Source organism: Mycobacterium sp., assembly GCF_047975165.1.
Taxonomy (GTDB): domain Bacteria; phylum Actinomycetota; class Actinomycetes; order Mycobacteriales; family Mycobacteriaceae; genus Mycobacterium.
The window spans coordinates 39133-64747 of sequence record NZ_JBKECZ010000023.1; the positions used below are offsets into that span (position 1 = coordinate 39133).

The following is a 25615-nucleotide window of genomic DNA, read 5'->3' on the forward strand; positions in this document are numbered from 1 at the left end:
GGCGCGCAGATGATCGACAGACGCACCAGAATTCAGCTGATCATTTTTGCGGTCATCACCGTATTCACCTTGGTCGTGATGGCGATCTTCTACCTGCGCCTGCCGGCCACGTTCGGCATCGGCACGTACAGGGGGAGTGCCGATTTCGTTGCCGGCGGGGGTTTGTACAAGAACGCCAACGTCACCTACCGGGGTGTTCAGGTGGGCCGGGTCGAATCGGTCGAGTTGAACCCCAACGGCGTCACCGCCGATATGAGACTCAATAGCGGGACGGCTATTCCCGCCGACGTCACCGCGACTGTGCGGAGTGTTTCGGCGATTGGCGAGCAGTACATCGACCTGGTGCCGCCGGAAACCGAGACGTCGGGATCGCCTCCGGGCAAGTTGCGCAACGGATTCAGGATCGAGCGTGCCCGCACTCACATCGGTCAAGAGGTCGCGGACCTACTTCGAAAAGCAGAGCGGATGGTTAACAGCGTCTCCGACACCCGGCTGCGTGACGTACTGCACGAGGCGTTCCTGGCGACGAACGGGACCGGGCCGGAAATGGCCCGGCTGATCGAGTCGGCGCGACTGCTGGTGGACCAGGCGAACACCGACTATCCGCAGGTGTCGAAGCTGATAGACCAGGTCGGCCCGTTCCTGGAGGCGCAGGTGCGTGCCGGTGCCGATATCAAGTCGATGGCCGATGGGCTGGCCCGGTTCACCTCCGAGGTGCGGGCGGCCGACCCGCAGCTGCGGACTACCCTGGCTACGGCTCCGTATGCGATCGACCAGGCCAACGTGACGATTTCGGGTATCCGGCCGTCGTTCCCGGCGTTGGCGGCCAATATGGCCAATCTCGGTCGGGTCGGGGTCATCTACCACAAGTCTATCGAGCAACTCCTGGTGGTGTTCCCGGCACTGTTTGCCGCGATTATCACAGCTGCCGGCGGTGCACCCCAGGATGAGGGCGCCAAGCTGGACTTCAAGCTGGACCTCAACGATCCTCCGCCATGCAGCGTGGGCTTCATCCCGGCACCGTTGATGCGGACGCCGGCCGACGAGTCTCTGCGGGAGATCCCGCGCGACATGTACTGCAAGGCGGCACAGAACGCGCCGACCGCAGTACGGGGGGCCCGAAACTATCCGTGCCAGGAGTATCCCGGCAAACGGGCTCCGACGGTGCAGCTATGCCGCGACCCGAAGGGCTACGTGCCGCTCGGCAGCAACCCCTGGCGTGGTCCGCCGATTCCCTACGACACACCGGTGACAAACGGACTGAACATCCTGCCGCCCAATCACTTCCCGTTCATTCCTCCGGACGCCGATCCGGACCCGGGTGTTCCGATTGTCGGGCCGCCGCCGCCCGGAGTGACGCCGGGTCCACCCCCGGAACTGCACCAACCGGCTCAGATTCCGCCGCCGCCCAATGACAATGGGCCGCCACCGCCGTTCACATCCTGGCAGCCACCGGGTTACCCGCCGGAAGCCCCGCAGGTTCCCTACCCCAAGTTCATCGAACCACCCCCGCCGCCGGTGGGCACAGGTCCGGGGCCCCAGGCCAGCGGGCCGGCGTTCACCACCTACGATCCGGAGACCGGGCGTTTCGCGGATCCGGCGGGCGGTACTGGTATCTTCGCATCCGGTGGCTCGGGGACGTCCAGCGCCGAGAATTGGGTGGACCTGATGCGTGCGCCCGAACGCCTGTAGAGGGAAACGGGGTAATCCGCCTGGGGTGACAAGGCCTCGGTGACAAGTAAGCGAGCAAGCGAAACCAGTAGTGGCAGAACCAGAGTCGACAATGCAGCGGGTGCGTCGGCGGGCATCGCGCGAAGCGGGCCCGCCGACGGCCGAGCCGAACGGCCACGTTGCCGCCGATACCCGGACCGCAACCGTCGTCTCCGCACCTGTGGACGACAAATCAGCGTCCAAGAAGAACAACCTCCCGAGTACGGTCCGGCCGCCGCGGCGCCGTCAACCGAACAGCCGCCTGGCCGGCCGGCTGGGTGCGGCGGCGGTGGGGTTGGCTATCGCGGTACTGGCCGCGGGTGTGGGTTCACTGGCGGTGCAGCACCGTGCGGCCGAACGCCGGCAGGCCCGCGAACAGCGATTCGTCGACACTGCCGCGCAGACCGTGGTCAACATGTTCACCCACACCCAGGACAACATCGATGAGGCGGTAAACCGGTTCGTCGACGGCACCAGCGGCCCGTTGCGCAGCAAGTTCGGCCCGGAAAACGTTGAGTTTCTCAAGGGGTTGTTCCGCAAGACCGATGCGACATCCGAAGCGGTTATCAACGGCGCGGCTTTGGAGAGTGTCGACCCGGTTAGTGACAATGCCGCGGTCCTGGTCGCGGTCCGCGTGACGGTCGCGGACATCGACGGCGTCAACAAGCCGTCGATGCCGTACCGTTTGCGGGTTATTGTGCATGAAGACGAGTCCGGCACCATGACCGGCTATGACCTGATGTACCCCGACGGGGGAAACTGATGCGGTGGAAGCGATGGCTGGTGGTCGCCGCCGGAATCCTGGCAGTCGTCCTCGTAGTGGGGTTATCGGCCGCGGGGGGCTGGCTGTATTGGGATCGGGTGGCGAGTCGGGGCGCACAGGCGGCGCGGGAGACGCTCCCCGACCTGGCAGCCAAGGAAATCCCACGGTTCTTCGGATACGACTATCAGACTGTTGAGCGCACCATGGCGGATTCCTACCCGCTGTTGACGCCGGATTATCTGGAGGAATTCAAGAGAGGTGTCAACGAACAGATTGTCCCGGAGGCCAAGAAACGCGAGGTTGTGGTTCAGGCAGACGTTGTCGGCGTGGGTGTGATCGAGGCCAACCTGAATTCGGCCACCCTGATGGTGTATATGAATCGCATTGTGACCGACAAGGCTCGGCAACCCCTCTACGACGGCAGCCGACTGCGGGTTGACTTCAGGCGCATCGACGGCAAGTGGTTGATCGCCTACATGAAGCCGATCTGAGCCTAGCTGCACATCGCGATTCCATTGCAGTCCAGCGGGTATCGCTCGACTGGGCGCTCCGTCGGCCCGACCATGGTCAGTGAGAACGGCTCCTTGGACATTTCCGGCTGCAGCCCGCACACCGCATCGTGCAGGGTGGTGTGGGTGCCGGTGAGCGTCTCGTCGCTGAAGGCGTAGGTTTCGTCGGTCGGAGCGTAGCCGCCGTTCGGGCAGGACACGCCTTGGACCTTGGTGACGTGAAAGGTCCACAGCATGCTGCTCATCTGGGCCCGGCTGCTGTAGTTCTGCAGGTGTTCGGCGTGGGTGTTGTTCGCCGGTGTCGTGCTGACTACGTTCAGCACGCAATTCATGGCGAAGACAATCGGGTCCGAATAGTCGTTCATGTTGCGAGTTCCCGATGGTTGGACACACAACGCCGTAAGGTGCCAGGTCACATCGGATGTACCCGCCAGGCTCAGGGCGTAGGCGCCGTCGGTGGGTGGGCCGACCGCGTATGCGGGGCGTTCCGAGTCGAGCGCCAACCCGAGTGTCACGGCCGAAACAACGGCTGCACCAGCGGCCAGTCTCCGGCGGATCTTCACATCGTCCTCCCTGGTTGTCCCGGCCGTTCGGTTCGGGCCGCGAACTGCTGCATCTGATTATCACAGTGAATCATCGGCAATGCCACGGGTTCTCTTCAGATCAGTTCGGAGCCCGTCGACTGCCGTGCCCCGGCCAGACACGTCGCACAGTCCGTTTCTCTCAGCTCGCCGGGTGTGCCTCGGCCAGCGCATCCAGGAACGCGCGCGCCCAGAGATCGACGTCGTGGGTGAGCACCTGCCGTCGCAGCGCGCGCATCCGGCGCCGGCCTTCTTCGTCGGACTGGTTGAGCGCGGCCTCGACCGTGTCTTTGACACCCTCGAGATCGTGTGGATTGACCAGATATGCCTGGTGCAGTTCCGCGGCGGCGCCGGTGAACTCGGAAAGCACCAGCGCACCGCCGAGGTCACCGCGACAGGCGACGTACTCCTTGGCCACCAGGTTCATTCCGTCGCGAAGAGGGGTGACCAGCATGACGTCGCTGGCAACGAAGAAGGCGAGGAGTTCGTCGCGGGGGACCGGCCGATGCAAGTAGTGCACCACCGGATGGGCGACTTCGCCGTACTCGCCGTTGATATGTCCGACGCGGCGTTCGATGTCGTTGCGCAGTATCCGGTAACTCTCTACTCGCTCACGGCTGGGCGTCGCCAGCTGGATCAACACCGTGTCGTCGCGTTTCGCGCGTCCCTCGGCGAGCAGCTCGTTGAACGCCTTGAGTCGTACGTCAATACCTTTGGTGTAGTCGAGGCGGTCGACGCCGAGGAGGACCTTTCGGGGGTTTCCCAGCTCTGCGCGGATCTCCCGGGCCCGCCGCCGAATGCTGCGATCGCGGGCTGCCTGGTCGAGTGCCCCGGAGTCGATCGAGATGGGAAACGCGCCCACCCGGACCCTGCGCGAATTGAGCCGGACCTCGCCGAACCGGGCACGTACGCCGACAGCACCCCGCGACGTCTCGGCTCCTATCAGTCGTCGGGCCAGGATCAGGAAATTCTGAGCGCCGCCGGCAAGATGGAAACCCACCAGGTCGGCCCCGAGCATGCCTTCGATGATTTCGGTGCGCCACGGCAATTGCATGAACAGTTCCACCGGCGGGAACGGGATGTGAAGGAAGAAGCCGATGGTCAGGTCGGGCCGCAATGCGCGCAGCATTTTCGGGACCAGTTGCAGCTGATAGTCCTGCACCCACACGGTGCCACCCTCGGCGGCCGCACGTGAGGTGGCCTCGGCGAACCGGCCGTTGATCTCGACGTAGTGGTCCCACCACTGGCGGTGGTAGATCGGTTTGACGATCACGTCGTGGTAGAGCGGCCACAGCGTGGCGTTGGAAAACCCCTCGTAGTACTGTGCGACGTCCTCTGCGCTGAGCCGCACTGGATGAAGTCGCAAGCCGTCCTGGTCGATCGGTTCTTCGTCGGCGTCGACAACGCCCGGCCAGCCGATCCAGGCGCCCCGGCGTTTACGCAGCAACGGTTCCAGGGCCGTGACCAGGCCTCCCGGACTGCGTTTCCAGGTTGTCGAGCCGTCGGGAAGGCGCTCCAGGTCGACGGGAAGACGGTTTGCGACGACGACGAAATCGGAATCGCCGAAGTCCTGTGGTGCTTCGAGGTCACTCGGCGCCGGCGGTATGCCGCCCTTGGCGGCCATCAGTTGGCGAGATTCTCCGGCCCGATTCCGAGCATGGACAGGAAAATACGGCATTCGTCGGCGTCGTTGGCGTATGCGGCGACAACCCGCCTGGCCTGGCTCGCCGTGGTGTCGGTCAGGGGCTCGACATCGCCGATGTCGCGATGGTCGGTTTTGGTAGGCATCGGTCAACTCTAAGGTACGCGGCGCTGTTCTCGCATTCGCGCGGCCCGCAGCCGCGCTCTTTATGCAGTGCCGCAGTGCAGCGGGCCGACACGACGTCTGGACCGCACAATCCGGTCAAGCCCCGTGGCCGCCCGCTTACCTGCGGACCGTAATCTGTAGCGAGCACACGATGTGACAGGTGAGGTGGGCAAGTGGCTCTTTCCGATCAGCCCAACGCTGCCGCCACCGGTGAGCACCAGGCTCGCGAGATGGTGGCCTATGAGACTCTCGATGAGGGGCGCATCGCCCGGATATGGCTGAATCGGCCCGAGGCGCACAATGCGCAGAACCGAACGCTGCTGGTGCAGCTCGACGATGCATTCAGCCGCGCTGAGGCCGACGACGCCGTTCGCGTGGTGATCCTGGCGGCCCGCGGCCGCAATTTCTCCGCGGGCCACGACCTCGGCTCGGAGGCGGCCATTCTGGAACGCAAGCCGGGGCCGCAGCAGCACCCCACCTTTCGCTCGCACGGAGCCACCGTGGCGCCGGTCGTGGAGAAGACTTATCGGCAGGAATGGCATTTCTTCTTCGAGAACACCCGCCGTTGGCGCGATCTGCGCAAGATCACTATCGCTCAGGTGCAGGGCAACGCTATTTCGGCGGGCCTGATGCTGATCTGGGCCTGCGATCTGATCGTCGCGGCCGACAATGCGCGCTTCAGCGACGTGGTTGCCGTACGTCTCGGTATGCCCGGTGTCGAATATTATGCCCACCCTTGGGAATTCGGTGCCCGCAAAGCCAAAGAACTCCTCTTGACCGGGGATTCGTTGGACGCCGACGAGGCATATCAGCTTGGCATGGTGTCCAAGGTATTTCCGCTCGACGAACTGGCGGAGAAGACACTGGCGTTTGCGCGCCGCATTGCCGAACGGCCGACGATGGCATCGCTGTTGGTCAAGGATTCGGTTAACGCCGCAGCCGACGCGATGGGCTTCACCGAGGCGCTGCGTCATGCGTTCCACATTCACCAGCTGGGGCATGCGCATTGGTCGGCGCACAACGAAAACAAATTCCCGTGCGGCCTGCCGCCCGACGTCGAGGACTGGCGCACCGCCAAGCCGACTGCGCTGGCCCGCCGGGATGCGCCGTAGCGTGGGTGTTCGCACAAGTACTGGTTGATCTAGTCGAGGGGTTCCGATGCGGCTTTCCTTTCAGGACCGGACCTACCTGGTCACCGGTGGCGGTAGCGGGATCGGTAGGGGGGTGGCGACCGGGCTGGTGAGTGGCGGGGCGTCAGTGATGATCATCGGCAGATCCGCCGACCGGCTGGCCGGGGCGGTAAGGGAGATCGAGGACCTGCAACTGCCGGGATCGATCCGCTACCAGCCCGCCGACGTCACCGATGAAGACCAGGTGGTCCGGGCGGTCGATGCGGCGACGGCGTGGAACGGCCGCTTGCACGGGGCAGTGCACAGTGCGGGGGGATCGCTGACAGTGGGACCGCTGACCCACACCGACTCCGAGGCGTGGCGCCGCACGGTCGACCTCAACGTCAACGGAACCATGTACGTGCTCAAGCACGTTGCGCGTGAGCTCGTTCGCGGCGGCGGCGGGTCGTTCGTCGGCATATCTTCGATCGCCGCCAGCAACACCCACCGCTGGTTCGGCCCCTACGGGGTGACCAAGTCGGCCATCGACCACATGATGATGCTGGCCGCAGACGAACTCGGGGCGTCCTGGGTGCGGGTCAACAGTGTCCGGCCGGGCCTGATCCGCACCGATCTGGTGGACGCCAGTGTCATCCAGTCGCCGGAAATCAGTGGTGACTACGCCGTGTGCACGCCGCTGCCGCGGTTCGGCGAGGTCGAGGACGTGGCAAACCTGGCGATGTTCCTGCTCAGCGATGCGGCCGCCTTCATCACCGGCCAATGCATCAATGTCGACGGCGGGCAGATGGTGCGGCGAGGCCCGGACTACACGGCCATGATGGAGCCGATATTCGGTGCCGAGGCCATGCGCGGGGTGCTTTGACCTGAGTTCGGACATTTTGCCCAGTACCCAGCCTCGATTTTTCGCGCCGGTGGGGTTCAGGGGCTGTGAGTCGTTCGCGAGCGTAACGTGGCTGCGATTTCGCGCCCCGGATTTCGCCCTGGCGTTACGCTCGCGAGCAAGCGGGCTGAATCTCGAAGACCGTGGCCAAAGTCGGGTTTGAGGTTTCGGCGGGGTCGGCGAGATCTGGTTGCCGTAGCCCGTAGCCCGTAGCCCGTAGCCCGTAGCCCGTAGCCCGTAGCCCCAATGCCGGATGGCCTGGAATGGACAACGTGGGATGTCAAATTTCATTTATGGACCGAATTTTCAACTTGTAAAATGACTTGACAATGGGCGTATTTAATATTTCTCTGAAATTTACGATTGACGGTGCTTGAGACCGATAACTCGGTGGTACTGTCGCTATCGTCCGGGTCTCCGCACATTCGATACTACTTCGAAATGGCGCCTTATTTGGCGTGCGATCCAAGGAATAATATATGGCGTATGTGATCGTTGATCCGTCGAATGTGGCAGCGGCGGCGGCCGAGGTTACCGAGATCGGAACGGCATTGCAGGAGGCTAACGTCGCGGCTGCGGTGCCGACGACGGGAATCGCAGCCGCTGCTGCCGACGAAGTGTCGGCGGCCATTGCCGAATTGCTCAATCGGTATGCTGCTGAGTACCAGACCATCAGCGCGCGGATATCCGATTTTCAATCGTTGTTCGGCCAGACGTTGGCCTCGGGATCGCGGTGGTATTCGGATGCTGAAGTCACCGTCACATCCTCCCTGCGGCAATTCGAAAGCCAGGTGCAGAGTCAGCTCCAGGGTGTCGTCAGCCTGCTGACCGGGGGCCCGAGCACCCCGACGGAGCCGACGACCCCGACTAACCCGACGGAGCCGACCAACCCGACGGAGCCGACGACCCCGACTAACCCGACGGAGCCGACGACTCCGACCACCCCGACGGAGCCGACTAACCCGACCAACCCGACGGAGCCGACTAACCCGACCACCCCGACCACTCCGACCAACCCGACGGAGCCGACGACCCCGACCAACCCGACGGAGCCGACTAACCCGACCACCCCGACAACTCCGACCACCCCGACCGATCCTGGCCCGCCGGCAGGAGCGACGACTCCGGACGGCTTGTCGGCGACCTATGCGACGACGGCGCAGTGGGATGGTGGCTACACCGCGAACTACACGATCACCAATGCGGGTGCAGCCCCGGTTGCCGATTGGCAATTGCGGTTCGACATGCCCACGGGTTCGATGATCACCAATGCATGGGATGCCGTCCTCTCACCGCCGGCAGGATCCCAGCAGTACACGCTGAGCCCTGAGAGCTACAACACGACGATCGCGCCGGGGGATTCTGTCAGCGCCGGTTTCCAGGTTGCTCTGACCGGCGCTTATTCACCACCGACGAATCTGCTGCTCGAGGGCAGCCCCGTCGCCACCAACCCGACCACGCCCACCAACCCGACCGCGCCTACGGTGCCGACCGGCGGAACCGTCATCTCCACCCAGTACGGGACGACAACCCTCCCCGGCGGCTACGTGGTGCAGAACAATGCGTGGAACAACCCCGGCGGCCAAGCCGTCACCGTCGCGAGCAACGGGTTCACCATCACCGCCGAAAACGGATCCGCCCCGACCAACGGGGCGCCGCTGGGGTATCCGTCGATCTATTCGGGCTGGCACTACGGCAACGCATCGACCGGCACGACAATGCCGATCCAGCTCGGTCAAATTGAAACCGCCACCAGCAGCATCGATTACAACTACGTCACCGGCGGTACCTGGAATGCCTCGTATGACATCTGGCTGGATCCGACGCCGAAGACCACCGGTGTCAATCAGCAGGAGATCATGATTTGGTTCAACCACCAGGGCCCCATTCAGCCGGTCGGCGCGCCCGTCGGGAACACCACCATCGATGGGAAGAGTTTCGTCGTCTGGGACGGCAGCAACGGACAGAACAATGTGATGTCCTATGTCTCCTCGGCCCCGATCGAAGTGTGGGATTTCGACGTGTTGGACTTCGTCGACCACACCCGCACCATGGAAGCCATCGACGACTCCTGGTACCTGACCAGCATCCAAGCAGGCTTCGAACCGTGGAACGGTGGCGTGGGACTCGGGGTCGACTCGTTCTCGACCACCGTCGACTGACCACCGTCGACTGACCACCGTCGAGGGGCCTAGCGTCGACCGATCGGCGCCGGCTGACCCCGTCGGCATCAATTGATGCAGGGTACTCCTGCGCCGTCGATCGGCTTGCCCTCCTGACTTCGGAAACGGTCTCCGAGATTCAGCCCGCTTGCTCGCGAGCGTAACGCCATGGCGAAATCCGGAGCTCGAAATCGCAGCCACGTTACGCTCGCGAACGACTCGCACTCACGCCTAGGTACCAGGCAGAATGTCCGAACTCAGGGGGAACGGTGGCGTGGGACTCGGGGTCGACTCGTTCTCGACCACCGTCGACTGACCACCGTCGAGGGATCGTCGCGTCGACCGATCGTCGCCGGTTGACCCCGTCGGCATCAATTGACGCAGGGCACTCCTGCGCCGTCGATCGGGTTGCCCTCATCGGGTGTGGGATACGTCGTGAAATAGCCGTCGTAGTAGTAGCCGCTCTGCATTGGCAGCGTCGACGTGGACGTGGACGTGGACGTGGACGTGGACGTGGATGAGGGGCTTGGCGTGGCTGTCGTCGTCGCGGGGGTGGTCGCAGTCGTCGTCGGTGTTGTAGTTGTGGCGACCTCGTCCGCGGCCGGCAGTGAGAAGTTGGTGTCCACGGTCACCCGAATGTGCCCGGGAGCGATCCCGGGATCGGACTCTTTGGGGGCGTTGACGTCGATCGCGGCGCCCAGCGCACGCGCGTCGCCCTCCGCGCCCGTTCCATAGTGGATCGCAGTGGAGGTTGGCTCGCCTTCTTCGCGGTCGCGGACCTCGCCGGGGGTGTATCCGCGCTGCGTCAGGGCGTTCGAGAGCCGGCCGGCCATGCCTTTGACGCTGCCCGCGTTGACCACGTCTACAACCGTCGACGGGTTCGGCTTCGCCGAGGTGGTGGCGGTCGTCGACGGGCTGACCGCATTCCCGAACGCGGCGGCGATCTCGGCTTTGATTGCCGCCCGGTCGATGATATTGACGTCCTGGCCGTCGATATTGTCGTAGCGCACCACCGGCAGGGTGCGGAATTCGACATCCCCGCCGGCCAATTCGCCCAACCGGCGGAACAGGTTTTCGTCCCAGCCCCCTGACAAAACGACGTTCTTCCGGGCGACGGCCATCAGGTCGTCGAGCCGATCGAGGTTGCTGAAAGTGCCAGAACCCTGCAGGGCGTGCATGATCGAAGAGAGGAAGGCCTGCTGCCGGTGGGTCCGGTCGAGATCGCCGTTTTCCAGCCCGTGCCGCTGCCGGACGAACGCCAAGGCTTCACCCGCGTCGAGTCGCTGGCGTCCGGCCGGGAAATCGGCTCCGGAGTAGGAGTCGTAGGCGGGGTGCTTCAAGCACACCTCGACGCCGCCCAGGGCCTGGGCGAGGTCGTAGAAGCCGGCGAGGTTGACCTCGGCGAAATAGTCGACGGGCACACCGGTCAGGCTGCGGACCGCCCGCAGTGTGGCGGCCCGGCCTGCTTCACGGCCGCGGGCCTCGAGTTGGCGCTGGGACGTGACACCCTGCTCAGCGAGTTGATCGGTGACGTAGCCCTTGGTCAGCCCGTAGGCCTCCTTGATCTTGATGTGGTCGGGTCCGGGCACTCCGCTGAACGGTACCCAGTCGTCGCGAGGAATGGAGAAAGCGACCACTTTGCCGTCGCCGCCGACGTGCACGAGGATCAGCGTGTTGGTGTTGTAGCCGCCCTGGTCCGAATCGCCGGCATGCAGGTGCTTCAAGACCGACCAGGGTAGGTCGTTTCCGTCCTGGTCTTTGCGCGAGTCCAACCCGATGAGCAGGATATTGATGCCGTCGCCGCTGGATCGCGGATCGTCGGCGGTCAGGGCTTGCGAGATGGTGATGTCGCCGAGCGCGCCGTGGGCGGCCCAGTACCCGGCTCCGGTCATCCCTACGGCGACCATGGAAGCCAAGGCCATGAGGGTGCGCGCCAGCCGTCGGAACATACTCGACCGCCGCCGGGTGGGGCGTTGATTCAGTCGGAGGCGGTGAGCCCCCCCGGAACCTGCCATCAGCGCACCCGGCCCGGCACCGGCGCACCGGCCGGTGCGCGGCCGGTGATGTGCGGTGTCGTCGTTCTAGGCATGCCGTCCAGTATGCGGCAGACGGCCGCGGATCCCCCAGCTCCGTTCCCGCACTGTGCGCAGACTCACCGGCGCCACCAGGGCCGTCCGCGGTCTCAGTGGGCGGGGCCACCCCGTCCCGGACGGGCGGGGCGGATTCCAATCATCGTCGCCATGACACGGCCATTCCCCGGGCGGTGCGGCGCGGCCAGGCGCGCAATGGGAAGATTGCTGGTCGTGACAGGAAATTGGGGTTCGCTGATTACCAAGCTCGTTCCCCTGGCCCTGGTTATCGCGGTCTCACCATTGACGGTTATCCCGGCGGTGCTGGTCTTGCACACGCCGCGACCGCGTGTGACAAGCCTGGCGTTTCTCGGTGGCTGGGCGTCGGGGCTTGCCGGGGTGACCGGATTGTTCGTGGCCGGCGCCGCTATGTTCACCGGCCTGAAAGGGTCACCACCGGCCTGGGCTTCCTGGCTACGCGTGGTGCTGGGTTCGGCGCTGATCCTGTTCGGCGTCTACCGCTGGTGCAGCCGGCACGGTCACACCGAGGCGCCGCGGTGGATGCGGGCCTTCCACTCCCTTACCCCGGTACGGGCCGGCCTCATCGGGATGGTCCTGACTGTGGTGCGACTGGAGGTGTTGCTGATATGCCTGGCGGGCGGTGTGGCCATTGGTACCACCGGCCTGGATCCAACCGGCAAGTGGTTCTTCGGTGCGGTGTTCGTCGTCCTGGCGGCGTCGACGGTAGCCATCCCCATTCTCGGTTACGCGGGCGCCGGGGATCGCCTCGACGATCAGCTGAATCGACTCAAGGCGTGGATGGAGCAGAACCATGCGGGAATGCTCGCTGCAGTCCTCGTCCTGATCGGTTTGATGGTGTTTTACAACGGAATCCGTGCACTGTAGGGAATCCGGGCCCCGACCCGGCTGTTTCCGAGTGCAGCGGGGTGCCCGCATCCCAATTAGGACGTCTTAGTATTTTCTGACGATGACGGCAGCCGATTCGTTTGTCACCCGCACGTCCGACGGCGTGCGCATCGTGTGCGATCGCCGAGGCGATCCTGCGGCCCGCGCCGTGGTTTTCCTGCACGGCGGAGGGCAAACTCGGCGCTCCTGGGGCCGCGCGGCCGCCGCGGTTGCCGACCGTGGATTTCAGGCGGTGACCGTCGACCTGCGCGGTCATGGCGAGTCGGAATGGTCCGATGCGGGTGACTACCGGGTGACCAGGTTCGCTGCCGACGTCGGGGCGGTATTGGGTGGGTTGCCGCCACGGCCGGTGCTGGTCGGTGCCTCACTCGGCGGACTCACCGCAATGCTGCTGGCCGGCGAACTGGAACCCGGTATCGCCGGCGCGATCGTCCTGGTCGACATCGTGCCCAACATGGAGCAATCCGGTGCCGACCGGGTGCGCGCCTTTATGGCCGACCGGATGGATTCCGGGTTCGGCTCACTCGAAGAGGTGGCCGACGCGATCGCCAGGTACAACCCTTTGCGGCCCCGCCCCACCGATCTGCAGGGCCTGCGCGCCAACCTGCGCCGCCGGGACGACCGCTGGTACTGGCACTGGGACCCGCAGTTCATCAACGGCACCGCCGAATTCCCGCCGCTGGAAGTCGTCGACACCGATCGTATGCACACCGCGGTGGCGGCGATCCTGCGAAGCGGGCTGCCCATGCTGCTCATTCGGGGCCAGATGAGCGACCTTGTCAGCCAGGAGAGTGCCGACGAATTCCTCGCGCGGTTCCCGGAGGTCGAATTCGCGGATGTTCGCGGCGCGGGCCACATGGTCGCCGGGGATCGCAACGACGTCTTTGCCGAGGCAGTACTGGATTTTCTGGATAGAAACGCCGACGTGAGCTGATCGGCGCCCGACAGGTCGAAACAGTTGGGGCCCAGGGGTGCGGGCAACGGGCAAGTGGTGGAAAGATCGCTGTCGACGCCTTTCCCGATGGACTGATGCGAATTTAAGGAGCAGTGATGGCCAAAACCGCCAGACGGCTGGGACCGCAGGACATGATGTTCCTCTATGCCGAGTCACCGGCCACCATGATGCACGTGGGCGCGCTTATGCCATTCACGCCGCCGCCGGATGCACCCGCGGACTTCCTGCGTCAACTCGTCGACGAGAGCAGCGAAAACGAGGTCGTCGATCCGTGGAACCTGAAGCTCAGCAGTCCGGACATGCTGACGAACCCGCTCCAGGCGTGGGTTTATGACGACAAGTTCGACCTCGACTACCACGTGCGGCGCTCGGCGCTCGCCAGCCCGGGGGATGAGCGGGAACTTGGCGTCCTGGTGTCCCGTCTGCACGGCAACGCGCTGGATCTGCGGCGGCCGCCGTGGGAACTGCATTTCATCGAAGGCCTCGAGGGTGGCCGGTTCGCGATCTACGTCAAGATGCATCACGCGCTGGTGGATGGGTACAGCGGGCAGAGGATGCTCGCGCGCAGCATGTCGACCGATCCGCACGACACCACACACCCGCTGTTCTTCAACATTCCCACTCCGGGCCGGGTAGTCCCCGACGCGGGAGAATCCGGCGGTATCGTCGGCAGTCTGCTCAGTGGCGTGAGCGGCGTGGTGAGTGGTGTGGGGGGCATTGCCAGTGGCGTCGGCGGCCTCGTTGGTTCGGTCGCCGGTGCGGGACGATCCACGCTGGACTTCGCCAGGTCGATGGTCAACACCCAAGTGCGCAGTGACAAGGAGTACGGCGACCTCGTCGGCTCGATACAGGCGCCCCACTCCATCCTCAACGGCCGGATCAGCAGGAACCGCCGGTTCGCGACACAGCAGTATCAGCTGGCGCGCCTGAAAGCCATCGGGGCCGCCAACGAAGCGACACTCAACGATGTCTCGTTGGCGATCGTGGGCGGCGGATTGCGGCGGTTTCTCGACGAACTCGGGGAACTGCCCGACAAGTCGCTGATTGCGATGCTGCCGGTCAACGTGCGGCCCAAGGACGATGAGGGCGGCGGCAATGCCGTCGCCGCGATTCTGGCGACGGTGGGCTCCGACGTCGCCGACCCGGTTGAGCGGCTGCGCGTGGTGACAGCCTCGACTCGCATGGCCAAGGCGGAGCTGGCCACGATGAGCAGGGACGCGATCATGGCATACACCGGGGCGCTGCTGTTGCCGTTCGGGATGCAGCTGGCCAGCACGCTGACCGGGGTGAAGACACCGTTGCCCTACGCGTTCAACCTCACCGTCAGCAACGTGCCCGGCCCCCGGGATCCGCTCTACCTTCGGGGTTCCCGAATGGAGGCCTCCTATCCGGTCTCGATCGCTGTGCACAGCCAGGCGCTCAACGTCACCCTGCAGAGTTACGCCGACACGTTGAACTTCGGTTTCGTCGGCTGCCGCGACACCCTGCCGCACCTGCAGCGACTTGCTGTTTATACCGGCGAGGCACTCGACGAGTTGGAGAGCGCCCTCTGAGCGGCCGCGACCAGAGGCGCCGACGCGAACTCCGTCGATAGTTGTGTCCAGCCGCCGGTTTCGCGGCATGATGGCCCACAAGTGATAGCAGTGAAGGGTTGACGATGGCGTTCCTGCGCGTGACGCCGGACATCCTGGACGGGGCTGGGACCGAGCTGGCGCAATTGGGTATTGCGCTGCGTGCGGGCGATGCGGCGGCGGCCATTCCGACAACTCAACTGGCCGCTGCCGCCGCCGACGAAGTTTCGGCCGCAGTCGCGACCCTGTTCGCCGAGCATGCCGGCGACTACCAGGTGGTGGCAGCGCGGGCCGCGGAATACCACCGGCAGTTCGTGCTAACCCTGACCGCGGCCGCGGCATCGTACGGGGGTGTGGACGCGGCGGCTGCGCTGCCGTTGCAGGCGGCCGTCGCGAGCGGCTTTCAGTCGCTGGTGTACGAGCCGGTGCATGCGGCCGGTCAATCCTGGATCGGCAGTCCGATCGGTCAGGCGGTGGACCCGGTGGTCAACGCGCCCACCAACGCACTTCTCGGGCGCGCGCTGATCGGCAACGGCGCCCCCGGAACGGCGGCCAGCCCCACCGGTGGTCCCGGCGGAATCCTGTTCGGCGACGGTGGCGCTGGCTACGACGCGATGATTGGGACGACACCGGGCGGAGCCGGCGGCGACGCCGGCCTGATCGGCACCGGCGGCGCCGGTGGAACCGGGTTCGGTGGCGCGGCCGGCGGTCTCGGCGGTGCTGGCGGCTGGCTCATGGGCAACGGCGGTACCGGTGGCGCAGGCTGGGCGGGCGGTATCGGGGGAGCTGGCGGCGAGGCATTTTTCCTCGGCAATGGCGGCACGGGCGGGGCCGGTGCCCCGGACGGCGCGGGCGGTCAGGGCGGGTTGTTCGTCGGAGTGCCCGGAGCCGGAACCAGCCCCCCGGCGGGCCCCGCGACACCCATCCAGATCGACTTCGTGCGGCACGGACAGACATCGGCCAATGCCGACGGCTGGATCGACACCGCGGTGCCCGGCGTAGACCTCACCGCGCTCGGCCAGCAACAGGCGCAGAACGTCGCGGGCTTCCTCGATCCGCAGGGACCGTTTGCCGGCATCGTCGATTCGCAGCTGACCAGGACGCAGCAAACCGCGGCGCCACTGCTCTCCATGACCGGGCTGAGCGCGCAGGAACTGCCCGGGCTCAACGAAATCAACGCGGGCATCCTCGACGGACTGCCGCTGGTGCCCTTCGGTGCCCCCTACGTGATCGGCCCGGCTGCCTGGGTGTTCGGCTTGCCGCTGTTCCCGATGCTGGCCCCGCTGTCCACCGACATCAACGGGGCCGTTTTCAACGGCAACTTCACCGGCGCGGTCCAGACGATCTACGACACGGCGATGGCCAACCCGGTGGTGGCTGCCGACGGCAACATCACCGCCGTGGCGTACTCGAGTGCGTTCACCATCGAGGTCGGGACGCTGATGACCGTCGACAACCCCGATCCCCTACTGATGCTGACCCACTCGCTGGACAACACCGACGTCGTGGTGGTGAAGGGCAGCCCTCGGGACGGCTGGACGATGACCAGCTGGGCCGGGGTGCCCGTCGGGCCACCTTCGCTGCCGACTCAGCTGTTCGTCGACGTGCGGAATCTGATCACGGCGCCCCAGTACGCCGCGTGGGACATCTTTACGTCGCTGTCCAGCGGCGATCCGACGACGGTGGTGGGCGCGCTTCGCGACGGGATGGAGGAGGTCGGCTCGGCCGTCGTGAGCTTCCCCCTCGAGGTGGCTCAGGATGTGGCAGGCGCGCTGGTCTGAGTTGCATCCCCATGGCCGCTGATGGCTCCGGCGTGACCGAGCGGATCGAGCACGATCACGCGAACCTTCCTGGACAACGCCGGAATGATCGCGCGCCGATTACTCGAACTGCCGCCGCCGCCGTGGATCAGCAGCGGCACCTCGCCAGCGCCTTCGTCGCGATACGCGACGCGATCGCCGTGCAAATCGATTGTTCGAAGGTCGCGCATTGTGTTCTGCCAGGTCGGTGTGTAGCAGACCCGACTACTCCCCGGCCTGTTCCGAGGTGATCGGCCACTGGGGGTCGTGAAGCCCACTCGGCTGCCTCAGGATTGGGATGGCGCGGTGTTCATCGATCTGCAAGATCCCGGCCGCAGCACGATGTGACCCCGCACCCGGACCGCATCCCCCAACGCTGATTGCGGGTATACCACCAGCCTAAAACTCAACTGCAGTTTTGTTATGGGTTCGGAGGGTGGACCCAACAAGATTTGTAGCGCCTGATTGGGGCCGAGCGGTGTCAACCGGTGGCTCGGCTGCCTACCACGCGTTTGTTCCAGCGCCCGCGCCAAAAGAGCTGGTCCTGGACCCAGGGACGATCATGCTCCTGTCCGAAGCCGACGCCGCGCTGGGGCGATTGGCAGGCTCGGGGAGACTTCTTCTCGATCCGCACCTGCTGGTCAATGCCTACATCACCTGGGAGGCCGTTGCGAGTTCGCGCATCGAGGGCACACAAGCATCGGTGACCGAGGTCTTCGATGCGGAAATCACCGGGAAGGCAGCGCGCGCAGACATCCAAGAAGTCCGCAACTACATCCGCGCGCTAACTCACGGCTTGAAGCGACTGAAGGAGGACAATTTCCCAATCTCTCTTCGGCTGATAAAAGAGATGCACGAGCTGCTGCTAACCGATGTGCGCGGGCAGGAAAGGACTCCCGGCGAGTTCCGCAAGAGCCAAAATTGGATTTCCTCGCCTGACAATCGCCCGGCGACAGCACGTTTCGTGCCGCCGACAGTCGAGGAGATGTGGAATGCGCTCCACGACTGGGAGAAGTACCTGCATGACGACCAACCGAAGCTGCCATTGCTTATCCGTTGCGCACTATTGCATTATCAATTCGAGACGATCCATCCATTCCTCGACGGGAATGGCCGGCTCGGCCGACTCTTCATCATCTTGTATTTGCTGGATAAGGGGAGGTTGCCTGCTCCACTGCTCTACATCTCAAGCTACTTCGACCTGAGGAAGGGCGAATACTACGACCGACTGCAGTTCGTGCGGGAGCGAGGCGAGATACGCGAATGGCTGGACTTCTTCCTGACCGGCGTCGCCCTCCAGGCCGCGGATGCGGTGCACCGAGCCGAGATGCTGTCGGATCTCCGCGAGGGTTATCGGCTTGCATTGCAGGGCACTAGGAGTCGGGCGATCGAAGTGGCCGATCTGCTCTTTGCGTATCCAGTTATGACTGTGCGCGCGGTCCAGGCACACCTCGGTGTAAGTCAGCCCGGTGCAACCAACCTCCTGCGTTCGCTAACGGCAAAAGGCATTGTCCGCGAGGTCGGGTCGGGACCCATTCGGCATCGTTGGTTCGCCGAGGAGATCCTTGAGGTGCTAGACCCACAATTCGCTCAGACCCCCGGAGGCTGATGACTAGGAACGGATGGATCGCAATGGAAGAGAACGAATGGCGGAACCCGTCAAACCATTTGAGTCGTGTCAGGCTGCCTCGGGCAGCGTGGGCGGGGTGTTTGGGGTACTGGGCGTTCTGCTCGGACCGGGCCCGCTCGCTCGCGAGCGTAACGCCACAGCGAAATCCGGACCGCGAAATCGCAGCCTCGTTACACTCGCGAACGACCCCTCGCGGACCGATGATCGGCGCTGGTGTACCTCGCACTCTTTCCGACGGACTGCGGGCGCCCGCTAGCATTTCTGCTGGTGAGGGAGCCCCCTGTCAGGATTGAACTGACGACCGCTCGCTTACAAGGCGAGTGCTCTACCACTGAGCTAAGGAGGCCGGTGAAGCCGGTGCCAGCCTAGCGGGTCTTTCCCGGGAGTCCCTGGCTTGCTGCGACCGCGCCGGCCGCTACGACGACCGGCGGGGCGGCTTGCGTCCGGGGATCGGGAGACGGTCGGCCATCGCGGTCAGCGGATTGACCACCGCGGTCAGCGAGCTGACCGTCTCCTGCAGCGTGCTGATGGCCGGTCCCAGCGCCTCCATCCCGGGGTTCAGCCGGGCCAGCGTGTCGGCGATGTCGGTGAGTTGTTCCAGCGGCCCGTTCTTCGCGGTCAGCCGGTCGATCGGGCCGCCCTCGGCCAGTAGTTTCTCGGCAAGGCCGTCCTCGGCAAGCAACCTGTCGATCAGCCCGTCGGCGGCCAGCAGCTGATCGGCGAGCCCTCCGGGTTGCAACGCCCGCTGCAGTGGGCTGCCTTCGGTGGTCAGACGATCCAGCAATCCATCGGGCTGGGTCAGCGTGTCCATCACGCCGCCGGGACTGAGGACCTTGTCCATGGGTCCGTCGGGTGCCAGGGCGCGCCCGAGCGGCGTGTCCTCGTTGAACAGGTTTGCAACGCGGTTGACCTGCTCCAGTGTTTCGTCGATGCCCAGCAGGCTGGTCAACGTTTCGGCCGGGCTGGCTCCGCTGGTATCGCCAAGTGCTTGTTTGGCCGCTCCGATTGCCGCGCCGGCGAGGTCGAGGCTTGCCTGCGCCGCGGCCAGACCGGCACGTGCGGGGGTGGTTGCCGCGCCGAGAGCGGCTTTGACGAGGTTCATTCCGCGAGTCTATTGGTGATTCGTGTCGACGTTTTCGCGCGGGTGCGCGGGCGAGCCGACAACTGCTGGCGCTGCGAATTTAGTAGACTTCCCAACCGACTCCTGATAACGAAATTGGATGCCCCGTTGGCGGTGGCGGATTGGGCCGATGGCTCTGGACGACTCGAATGCGATGACCGCCCCCGAGGCGCGCGTCCTTGTCGTCGACGACGAGAACAACATCGTCGAGTTGCTCTCGGCGAGCCTGAAGTTCCAGGGCTTCGAGGTCCATTCCGCCTCGAGTGGCACCCAGGCGCTCGATGTCGCTCTCGAAGTCCGGCCGGACGCGGTGATCCTCGACGTGATGATGCCCGGGATGGACGGATTGGAGGTTCTGCGCCGGTTGCGCGCCGACGGCATCGACGCGCCGGCGCTGTTCCTGTCGGCGCGCGACTCGCTGCAGGACAAGCTTGCCGGCCTGACCCTCGGCGGCGATGACTACGTGACCAAGCCGTTCAGCCTGGAGGAGGTCGTCGCCCGGCTGCGGGTCATCCTGAAGCGAGTCGGTAAAGTCGGCAGTGAACCTCGAGCGACGCGCTTGACGTTTGCCGACATTGAACTCGACGAGGAATCCCATGAAGTGTGGAAGGCCGGCGAACCGGTGTCGATGACACCGACCGAATTCACCTTGCTGCGGTACTTCATGATCAACGCCGGCACGGTGCTGAGCAAGCCGAAGATCCTGGATCATGTGTGGCGTTACGACTTCGGCGGCGAGGTCAACGTCGTCGAGTCCTACGTGTCCTACCTGCGTCGCAAGATCGACACCGGAGAGAAGCGCCTGCTGCACACCCTGCGCGGCGTCGGATACGTGCTGCGGGAGCCGCGCTGAGCGCACCCGAAGGTGCAACCGGCACGAGCACGCCCGCGGGAGGCTATCGGCGCGGGATCCCACTGCGGGTGAGCCTGGTTGCCGCCACCATCGCGCTGGTCCTGTGCGTGTTGGTGGTCTCGGCCACGACGGTCACCTACGTCCTGCGGGCAAGCCTGGTCGAGCGAATCGACGCGACGCTGATGGACGCGACTGTCACCTGGGCGAAGTCCCCGTGGAAACACGCCGGGCCGCGGGGTGAGGGACCCGACGCGTCGCGCCCGCCGTCGAAGTTCTTCGTGCGGGCGGTGAGCCCGGATGGCCAGACGATGACCGCCATCAACGACCGTCACGCCGAGCCGGCACTGCCCGCCGACAATGACGTCGGCCCCGTTCCGACGACGGTGGCGTCGATCAGCGGGTCGAGGATCAAGTGGCGTGCGGTCACCGTGCGCGGAGCCTACGGCGGTGTCACCACCGTGGCCATTGACTTGGCCGACGTCGATCGCACCGTCGAATTGCTGATCGCATTGCAGGTGGGCATCGGTGTCGCGGTGCTCGCGGCCGTCGGCTTCGCCAGCTATGCGATGGTACGCCGAAACCTGCGGCCGTTGATCGAGGTGGAACACACCGCCGCCGACATCGCTGCGGGTCGGTTGGATCGGCGCATCACCGAACGCGACCCGCGCACCGAGGTGGGGCAACTGTCGCTGGCTCTCAACGGCATGCTATCCCAGATCCAGAAGGCTGTGGCAGCTTCGGAGACCTCCGCAGAGAAGGCGCATGCTTCGGAGGACTTGATGCGGCGTTTCATCACCGATGCCAGCCACGAATTGCGTACCCCCTTGACCACCATCCGCGGATTCGCCGAACTGTACCGGCAGGGGGCGGCCAGCGACGTTTCGATGCTGCTCTCCAGGATCGAGAGCGAAGCCGGCCGGATGGGCCTGCTGGTCGAAGACCTGCTGCTGCTGGCCCGGTTGGACGCACAGCGGCCATTGGAGATGAACCGGGTGGACCTTTTGGGGCTGGCCAGCGATGCCGTGCACGACGGGCAGGCGTTGGATCCCCAGCGCATCATCACGATGGAGGTGCTCGACGGTCCGGGCATCCCGGAGGTGCTGGGTGAAGAAGCAAGGCTGCGCCAGGTGCTGAGCAATCTGGTGGCCAATGCGATCCACCACACCCCGCACACCGCCGACGTCACGGTACGGGTGGGCACCGAAGGCGAGAATGTCCTGCTCGAAGTCGCCGACAACGGACCCGGGATGGGTCAGCAGGATGCGCAACGGATATTCGGGCGCTTCTACCGCACCGACTCGTCCCGCGCGCGGTCCAGCGGCGGCAGCGGGCTCGGACTGTCGATCGTCGACTCGCTGGTGCGTGCCCACGGCGGCAGTATCACGGTGACAACCGCTCCGGGTGAAGGGTGCTGTTTCCGCGTCACGCTGCCGCGGGTCGACGACGGGTCGGTGGAAGCCGACTGACGACGCGCTGGAACTCGGGCCCGGCCGTGCCGACTACGCCAGAGTGGCCAGTGCCGCCCTTATCTTCGACTGTGCGTCGTCCAGCGACTGCGCCGACGGGTTGCGGTCGACGCGGGCGAAGCCGAAGTCGCCGAGGCTGCGGGTGGGGAACACATGGACGTGCAGATGAGGCACCTCCATCCCGGCGATGATCACCCCGGCCCGTTCGGTATCGAACGCTTTGCACACGGCCCGCCCGATCAGCTGGCTCACTTCCATCACACGGGCGAATACCGGGCCGTCCACATCCTGCCACTGGTCGATCTCGGCACGCGGCACCACCAGAGTGTGACCCTGAGTCATCGGCTCGATGGTGAGGAAGGCGACGACGTCGTCGTCCTCATAGACGAAGCGGCCGGGAAGTTCGCCGTTGATGATCCGGGTGAAGATCGACGCCATCGCCCCAGCATAGGTGCGCCCGGCCCGCCGATCGCCGGTGGCCCCGCGGCACGGTGACGCCGAATCGTTAACGCACGGTTGCGGTGTCGTGGTCGAGCGCGATCAAAATCCGATATGACTCAATTGGCGGGAGTGGAACTTTATGCGATTCCCCAGATCGCTGTTTGCAATTCCGTTTGCCTTGATGCTGGCTACCGCGCTGATGGTCTGTGCGGCGACGCTGATCCCCCCGATCGCACCGGCCGGCGCGGCGGGCGCGTTCGGCCCGTTGGCGCCACCGAACCCGTTCATGGCGCCCAACGGACTCGCTTCGATGCACAATGACGCCGGTTCCGCCGACGCGGGACCGCTCCCCGGCCCCGGTGCCCGCCTGGTTCCGGTCAGTTCGTACCCGCTGCTGGCCGCGTGTCCGACGATCACCCAGGGCACCGACGGTTTGGTGCTGGCACTGTGCACCTCCATCGTCGGGCAGGCTCCGATACTGCATCTGATCGATCCCGGCGGCATCCTGCCGCAGGTCATCCCGCTGGCCAGCTTGCAACTGGCCAAAGGGGGCCTGCTGGGCGGCGTGTACGCCTACCTGGACAACAAGAACCAGATGGTGTTGATCGACGGCACGAATCATCTGTTGCGGATCGCGCACCTGCGGGACCAGAACGGCAAGTGGCTCCTGGTGGTTGCCGAATCCACCGACCTGTCGGGTGTGATCGGGCCCGGCGACAGCTCGGTGGGCCTGGTCGCGGACTACCAGGGCAATGTCTGGTTCGCCACCGCCTTTGGTGTGGTGGGTGTGGCGAAAGCCGGCGGCGGCGTGGCCAGCCTGCACTTGCCGGCCGGAGAGCAGGTGGCCAATAGTATTTCGGCATCTCCGGCCGACCGGGTCGCGGTGGCCAGCACCCATGCGCTGTACGAGATCAACCTGGATCTCCTGGGCAACCCACAGGTCGTGTGGAGTCACACCTACGACCGGGGCCCGTCCCGCAAGCCTGGCATGCTGAGTTGGGGAACAGGCTCCTCCCCAACATATTTCGGCCCCACCGGTTCGGACTATCTGACCATCGTCGACAACGCGGCACCCCAGGTTCATGCGTTGATCTACCAAGCGGGCACCGGCAACCTGATCTGCCAGCAGCCTGTTCTGACCCAGGGTGGGCCGGGCAGTGAGAATTCGCCGATCGGGGTCGGCAATTCGATGTTCATCGCGAGCACCTACGGCTATCCCTACCCGGCGGTGCCGCCGAATGCCGGTCCCGCGGTGCCGCCGACGGCGCCGTTCGTGGGCGGCATGACGCGGGTGGATGTCGATAGTTCGGGGACCGGCTGCCATACGGTGTGGGAGAGCAAGGTTCGCAGCGCCGCCTTGCCGCACTTGTCGACCGGGGACGGCCTGATCTACACCATCCTCCGGATGGGCTTCGACATTACGACGCCCGCCGATCTCTTCGCCTATGCGGCCATCGACCCCAACTCCGGCGCCCTGATGAACCGGCAACCTGAGTCGGCCACCATCCTCTGCGACCCGATTCAAACGTCATCGATGATCCTGATGGGCGGAAAGATCATGCAGGGCAATATCACCGGCATCACTCGAATCGGTTGAGGCTCATTCCCTGCCGAATTTCATCGTCTCCAGATTCCAGTACCCTCGCATGCTGTCGATCAGCCCTTCGTCGGTGACACGGTAGGTGAAGACGCCACGAACCGAGCTGGTGAATCCGCCGTCGAACTTGCTGTCCAGCACCAGGATGTGGGCGATCTCGCGGGGGGAGCTGGAGGGGAACGTTTCTTCGCAGGTGATGGTCAGCTGGTTTGCCGCGATGTTGGTGTCGTAGAAGGCCGCGACAGCCTCTTTCCCCTTCACCCCGGTGCCGTCCGGGTTCGTCACCGACTTGCCGACCGGATCCTCGATGACGACGTCTTCGGCCATCAGCGCCAGCCAGCCCGCCCGATCGTGGGCCTGCACGCACCGCCAAGACGCCTGCGATGCCGTCAGCGCCGGGGATTGGGTTGCCTGCGGTGTGGCCGAGCCTTCAGGGTCGCCCGGGCTACCGGTCGGCGTCGGTGTAGCGGATGACACCGCGGATGTTCCTGCCGTCCAGCATGTCCTTGTAGCCGTCGTTGATCTGCTCCAAGCGGTACTGGGTGGTGATCATGTCGTCCAGGTTCAGCTTGCCGGCCTTGTACATCGACAGCAGTTGCGGGATGTCGTATTGCGGGTTGCCACCGCCGAATATGCTGCCCTGCAGGTTCTTCTGCATTAGGGTGAGCATTCCCAGGTTCAGCGTCACGTCGGTGTCCACCATGCTGCCGATCGCGGTCAGCACGCAGGTTCCGCCCTTGGCGGCGAGGTTCAGGTAGCTGTCGATGTCCCGACCCTGCAGTTCACCGACTGTGACGATCACCCGGTGTGCCATCAGGCCGCTGGTCAGCTCCGCGATACCCAGCAGGGCGGCGTCGGTGTCGGGATAGACGTGAGTCGCACCGAACTTCAGCGCCTGGTCGCGCTTCCACTCCACCGGATCGATGGCGAAGATGTAGCGGGCACCCGCGGCGACGGCCCCCTGCACCGCGGCCATGCCGACGCCGCCGACGCCGATGACCGCCGCGTCCATACCCGGCCGGATGTCGGCGCTGCGGATCGACGAGCCGTATCCGGTGGTGACACCGCAACCCACCAGTGCGGCGACTTCCAGTGGGATCGACGGATCGATTTTCACCACCGAGGCACGGTGCACCACCATGTACGGCGAGAACGTCCCAAGCAGTGTCATCGGGTAGACGTTCTGACCGCGGGCCTGGATCCGGAACGTGCCGTCAGATATCGCAGCGCCGGTTAACAGCCCGGCCCCGAGGTCGCAGAGGTTGCGCATGCCGGTCTGACACGCCGGACAGCTTCCGCACGACGGGATGAACGCGAGGACTACATGGTCGCCCGGAGCGATGTCCTCCACACCCGGTCCGACCTCTGTGACGATGCCGGCACCCTCGTGGCCGCCGAGCACCGGGAAACCTGCCATGGGGATGCCGCCGGTAACCAGGTGGTGGTCCGAATGGCACATCCCGGCCGCTTCCATCTGGATCTTGACCTCGTTCTTGCCCGGGTCGCCGATCTCGATTTCCTCGATGGTCCACGGCTGGTTGAATTCCCAGATCAGTGCGCCTTTTGTCTTCACGATTGACCGGACCTCGTTTCGCATTTGAAATTAGGATTGCGCGACCCATGATGTCTGGAAGTTTCCTTCACC

22 protein-coding genes, 1 tRNA gene and 2 pseudogenes are annotated in these 25615 nt (G+C 65.0%); 15 read left to right on the plus strand and 10 right to left on the minus strand.

Annotated elements, in window-relative coordinates:
* The first annotated feature begins 9 nt into the window (after window positions 1–9).
* From ACK5M9_RS01350 to ACK5M9_RS01360, 3 genes are all read left to right on the plus strand, one after another.
* Complete coding sequence (locus ACK5M9_RS01350) at window positions 10–1692, plus strand: virulence factor Mce family protein (protein ID WP_416891413.1); 1683 nt, start codon at window positions 10–12, stop codon at window positions 1690–1692.
* A gap of 91 nt (window positions 1693–1783) precedes the next feature.
* Window positions 1784–2473 (plus strand): mammalian cell entry protein, encoded by a 690-nt coding sequence (locus ACK5M9_RS01355; RefSeq protein WP_416891456.1) that lies wholly within the window; start codon window positions 1784–1786, stop codon window positions 2471–2473.
* Window positions 2473–2964: a mammalian cell entry protein gene (locus tag ACK5M9_RS01360; RefSeq protein ID WP_416891414.1), complete on the plus strand. Its 492-nt coding sequence runs from the start codon at window positions 2473–2475 to the stop codon at window positions 2962–2964. The genes ACK5M9_RS01355 and ACK5M9_RS01360 overlap by 1 nt, the downstream gene beginning before the upstream one ends.
* 2 nt (window positions 2965–2966) lie before the next feature.
* Here ACK5M9_RS01360 and ACK5M9_RS01365 read toward each other — a convergent pair whose 3' ends face one another.
* The 3 genes from ACK5M9_RS01365 to ACK5M9_RS01375 form a co-directional block, all read right to left on the minus strand.
* On the minus strand, window positions 2967–3545 hold the full coding sequence (locus ACK5M9_RS01365; RefSeq protein WP_416891415.1) for a hypothetical protein: 579 nt from the start codon (window positions 3543–3545) through the stop codon (window positions 2967–2969).
* 160 nt (window positions 3546–3705) lie between these two features.
* Window positions 3706–5187 carry an alpha,alpha-trehalose-phosphate synthase (UDP-forming) gene (locus tag ACK5M9_RS01370; protein ID WP_416891416.1) on the minus strand — a complete coding sequence of 494 codons (1482 nt, stop codon included), beginning with the start codon at window positions 5185–5187 and terminating at the stop codon, window positions 3706–3708.
* Window positions 5187–5351, minus strand: a complete 165-nt coding sequence (locus ACK5M9_RS01375; protein ID WP_416891417.1) for a hypothetical protein — start codon at window positions 5349–5351, stop codon at window positions 5187–5189. The genes ACK5M9_RS01370 and ACK5M9_RS01375 overlap by 1 nt, the downstream gene beginning before the upstream one ends.
* A gap of 249 nt (window positions 5352–5600) precedes the next feature.
* On the opposite strand from ACK5M9_RS01375, the gene ACK5M9_RS01380 reads away from it, so the two are divergent.
* The 4 genes and pseudogenes from ACK5M9_RS01380 to ACK5M9_RS01395 all read left to right on the plus strand — a co-directional run.
* Complete coding sequence (locus tag ACK5M9_RS01380) at window positions 5601–6482, plus strand: enoyl-CoA hydratase (RefSeq protein WP_416891457.1); 882 nt, start codon at window positions 5601–5603, stop codon at window positions 6480–6482.
* A gap of 46 nt (window positions 6483–6528) precedes the next feature.
* Entirely contained in the window at window positions 6529–7362 is an 834-nt protein-coding gene (locus ACK5M9_RS01385) for an SDR family oxidoreductase (RefSeq protein ID WP_416891418.1), read from the plus strand.
* Between the two features lie 497 nt (window positions 7363–7859).
* Window positions 7860–8804, plus strand: a pseudogene (locus ACK5M9_RS01390) (PE domain-containing protein); the annotation flags it as partial.
* Between the two features lie 177 nt (window positions 8805–8981).
* Window positions 8982–9542: pseudogene (locus ACK5M9_RS01395) on the plus strand (GH12 family glycosyl hydrolase domain-containing protein); the annotation flags it as partial.
* A 371-nt stretch (window positions 9543–9913) separates the two neighbouring features.
* On the opposite strand, the gene ACK5M9_RS01400 reads toward ACK5M9_RS01395, so the two are convergent.
* The gene (locus tag ACK5M9_RS01400; protein WP_416891458.1) at window positions 9914–11560 is read right to left on the minus strand and encodes an LCP family protein; all 1647 of its coding nucleotides are present in this window, start codon (window positions 11558–11560) and stop codon (window positions 9914–9916) included.
* Between the two features lie 267 nt (window positions 11561–11827).
* Between ACK5M9_RS01400 and ACK5M9_RS01405 the strand changes: the two genes are divergently transcribed.
* The 4 genes from ACK5M9_RS01405 to ACK5M9_RS01420 all read left to right on the plus strand — a co-directional run bounded on the left by ACK5M9_RS01405 (window position 11828) and on the right by ACK5M9_RS01420 (window position 16845).
* The gene (locus tag ACK5M9_RS01405; protein ID WP_416891459.1) at window positions 11828–12517 is read left to right on the plus strand and encodes a GAP family protein; all 690 of its coding nucleotides are present in this window, start codon (window positions 11828–11830) and stop codon (window positions 12515–12517) included.
* Between the two features lie 82 nt (window positions 12518–12599).
* Window positions 12600–13472, plus strand: coding sequence for an alpha/beta fold hydrolase (locus tag ACK5M9_RS01410; protein WP_416891419.1), 873 nt, complete (start codon window positions 12600–12602; stop codon window positions 13470–13472).
* A gap of 116 nt (window positions 13473–13588) precedes the next feature.
* A complete protein-coding gene (locus tag ACK5M9_RS01415) occupies window positions 13589–15046 on the plus strand; it encodes a WS/DGAT/MGAT family O-acyltransferase (protein ID WP_416891420.1) in 1458 nt (485 codons plus the stop codon).
* Window positions 15047–15150: 104 nt separating this feature from the next.
* A complete protein-coding gene (locus ACK5M9_RS01420; protein ID WP_416891421.1) occupies window positions 15151–16845 on the plus strand; it encodes a PE domain-containing protein in 1695 nt (564 codons plus the stop codon).
* Here the strand turns inward: ACK5M9_RS01420 and ACK5M9_RS01425 are convergent.
* Window positions 16818–17054, minus strand: coding sequence for an alpha/beta fold hydrolase (locus ACK5M9_RS01425; RefSeq protein ID WP_416891422.1), 237 nt, complete (start codon window positions 17052–17054; stop codon window positions 16818–16820). The two genes, ACK5M9_RS01420 and ACK5M9_RS01425, sit on opposite strands and share 28 nt — an antisense overlap.
* Window positions 17055–17341: 287 nt before the next feature.
* Here ACK5M9_RS01425 and ACK5M9_RS01430 point away from each other — a divergent pair, with 287 nt between their 5' ends.
* Entirely contained in the window at window positions 17342–18472 is a 1131-nt protein-coding gene (locus ACK5M9_RS01430) for a Fic family protein (RefSeq protein ID WP_416891423.1), read from the plus strand.
* Between the two features lie 295 nt (window positions 18473–18767).
* Here ACK5M9_RS01430 and ACK5M9_RS01435 read toward each other — a convergent pair.
* A tRNA-Thr gene (locus ACK5M9_RS01435) sits at window positions 18768–18839 on the minus strand.
* A gap of 69 nt (window positions 18840–18908) precedes the next feature.
* On the minus strand, window positions 18909–19595 hold the full coding sequence (locus ACK5M9_RS01440) for a hypothetical protein (RefSeq protein WP_416891424.1): 687 nt from the start codon (window positions 19593–19595) through the stop codon (window positions 18909–18911).
* A gap of 148 nt (window positions 19596–19743) precedes the next feature.
* On the opposite strand from ACK5M9_RS01440, the gene ACK5M9_RS01445 reads away from it, so the two are divergent.
* Together ACK5M9_RS01445 and ACK5M9_RS01450 are read left to right on the plus strand one after the other, a co-directional pair.
* A complete protein-coding gene (locus ACK5M9_RS01445; RefSeq protein ID WP_416891425.1) occupies window positions 19744–20466 on the plus strand; it encodes a response regulator transcription factor in 723 nt (240 codons plus the stop codon).
* 56 nt (window positions 20467–20522) lie between these two features.
* On the plus strand, window positions 20523–21932 hold the full coding sequence (locus ACK5M9_RS01450; RefSeq protein ID WP_416891460.1) for a sensor histidine kinase: 1410 nt from the start codon (window positions 20523–20525) through the stop codon (window positions 21930–21932).
* A 33-nt stretch (window positions 21933–21965) separates the two neighbouring features.
* On the opposite strand, the gene ACK5M9_RS01455 is transcribed toward ACK5M9_RS01450, so the two are convergent.
* Window positions 21966–22370 (minus strand): HIT family protein, encoded by a 405-nt coding sequence (locus tag ACK5M9_RS01455; RefSeq protein WP_416891426.1) that lies wholly within the window; start codon window positions 22368–22370, stop codon window positions 21966–21968.
* Window positions 22371–22512: 142 nt separating this feature from the next.
* On the opposite strand from ACK5M9_RS01455, the gene ACK5M9_RS01460 reads away from it, so the two are divergent.
* Window positions 22513–23970 (plus strand): hypothetical protein, encoded by a 1458-nt coding sequence (locus tag ACK5M9_RS01460; protein WP_416891427.1) that lies wholly within the window; start codon window positions 22513–22515, stop codon window positions 23968–23970.
* A 3-nt stretch (window positions 23971–23973) separates the two neighbouring features.
* Here ACK5M9_RS01460 and ACK5M9_RS01465 read toward each other — a convergent pair whose 3' ends face one another.
* Both ACK5M9_RS01465 and ACK5M9_RS01470 read right to left on the minus strand, forming a co-directional pair.
* Entirely contained in the window at window positions 23974–24363 is a 390-nt protein-coding gene (locus ACK5M9_RS01465) for a ketosteroid isomerase family protein (protein WP_416891461.1), read from the minus strand.
* Between the two features lie 52 nt (window positions 24364–24415).
* Window positions 24416–25543 (minus strand): NDMA-dependent alcohol dehydrogenase, encoded by a 1128-nt coding sequence (locus ACK5M9_RS01470; protein WP_416891428.1) that lies wholly within the window; start codon window positions 25541–25543, stop codon window positions 24416–24418.
* Between the last annotated feature and the right edge of the window lie 72 nt (window positions 25544–25615).

What these genes read in the sequence shown, in the direction of transcription:
- ACK5M9_RS01420 (WP_416891421.1), top strand. Translation starts at nt 15,151, where the DNA reads ATGGCGTTCCTGCGCGTGACGCCGGACATCCTGGACGGGGCTGGGACC.
- ACK5M9_RS01385 (WP_416891418.1), top strand. Translation starts at nt 6,529, where the DNA reads ATGCGGCTTTCCTTTCAGGACCGGACCTACCTGGTCACCGGTGGCGGT.
- ACK5M9_RS01460 (WP_416891427.1), top strand. Translation starts at nt 22,513, where the DNA reads ATGCGATTCCCCAGATCGCTGTTTGCAATTCCGTTTGCCTTGATGCTG.
- ACK5M9_RS01350 (WP_416891413.1), top strand. Translation starts at nt 10, where the DNA reads ATGATCGACAGACGCACCAGAATTCAGCTGATCATTTTTGCGGTCATC.
- ACK5M9_RS01360 (WP_416891414.1), top strand. Translation starts at nt 2,473, where the DNA reads ATGCGGTGGAAGCGATGGCTGGTGGTCGCCGCCGGAATCCTGGCAGTC.
- ACK5M9_RS01405 (WP_416891459.1), top strand. Translation starts at nt 11,828, where the DNA reads ATGGGAAGATTGCTGGTCGTGACAGGAAATTGGGGTTCGCTGATTACC.
- ACK5M9_RS01445 (WP_416891425.1), top strand. Translation starts at nt 19,744, where the DNA reads ATGGCTCTGGACGACTCGAATGCGATGACCGCCCCCGAGGCGCGCGTC.
- ACK5M9_RS01355 (WP_416891456.1), top strand. Translation starts at nt 1,784, where the DNA reads ATGCAGCGGGTGCGTCGGCGGGCATCGCGCGAAGCGGGCCCGCCGACG.
- ACK5M9_RS01425 (WP_416891422.1), bottom strand. Translation starts at nt 17,054, where the DNA reads ATGCGCGACCTTCGAACAATCGATTTGCACGGCGATCGCGTCGCGTAT.
- ACK5M9_RS01370 (WP_416891416.1), bottom strand. Translation starts at nt 5,187, where the DNA reads ATGGCCGCCAAGGGCGGCATACCGCCGGCGCCGAGTGACCTCGAAGCA.
- ACK5M9_RS01375 (WP_416891417.1), bottom strand. Translation starts at nt 5,351, where the DNA reads ATGCCTACCAAAACCGACCATCGCGACATCGGCGATGTCGAGCCCCTG.
- ACK5M9_RS01410 (WP_416891419.1), top strand. Translation starts at nt 12,600, where the DNA reads ATGACGGCAGCCGATTCGTTTGTCACCCGCACGTCCGACGGCGTGCGC.
- ACK5M9_RS01415 (WP_416891420.1), top strand. Translation starts at nt 13,589, where the DNA reads ATGGCCAAAACCGCCAGACGGCTGGGACCGCAGGACATGATGTTCCTC.
- ACK5M9_RS01455 (WP_416891426.1), bottom strand. Translation starts at nt 22,370, where the DNA reads ATGGCGTCGATCTTCACCCGGATCATCAACGGCGAACTTCCCGGCCGC.
- ACK5M9_RS01380 (WP_416891457.1), top strand. Translation starts at nt 5,601, where the DNA reads ATGGTGGCCTATGAGACTCTCGATGAGGGGCGCATCGCCCGGATATGG.
- ACK5M9_RS01440 (WP_416891424.1), bottom strand. Translation starts at nt 19,595, where the DNA reads ATGAACCTCGTCAAAGCCGCTCTCGGCGCGGCAACCACCCCCGCACGT.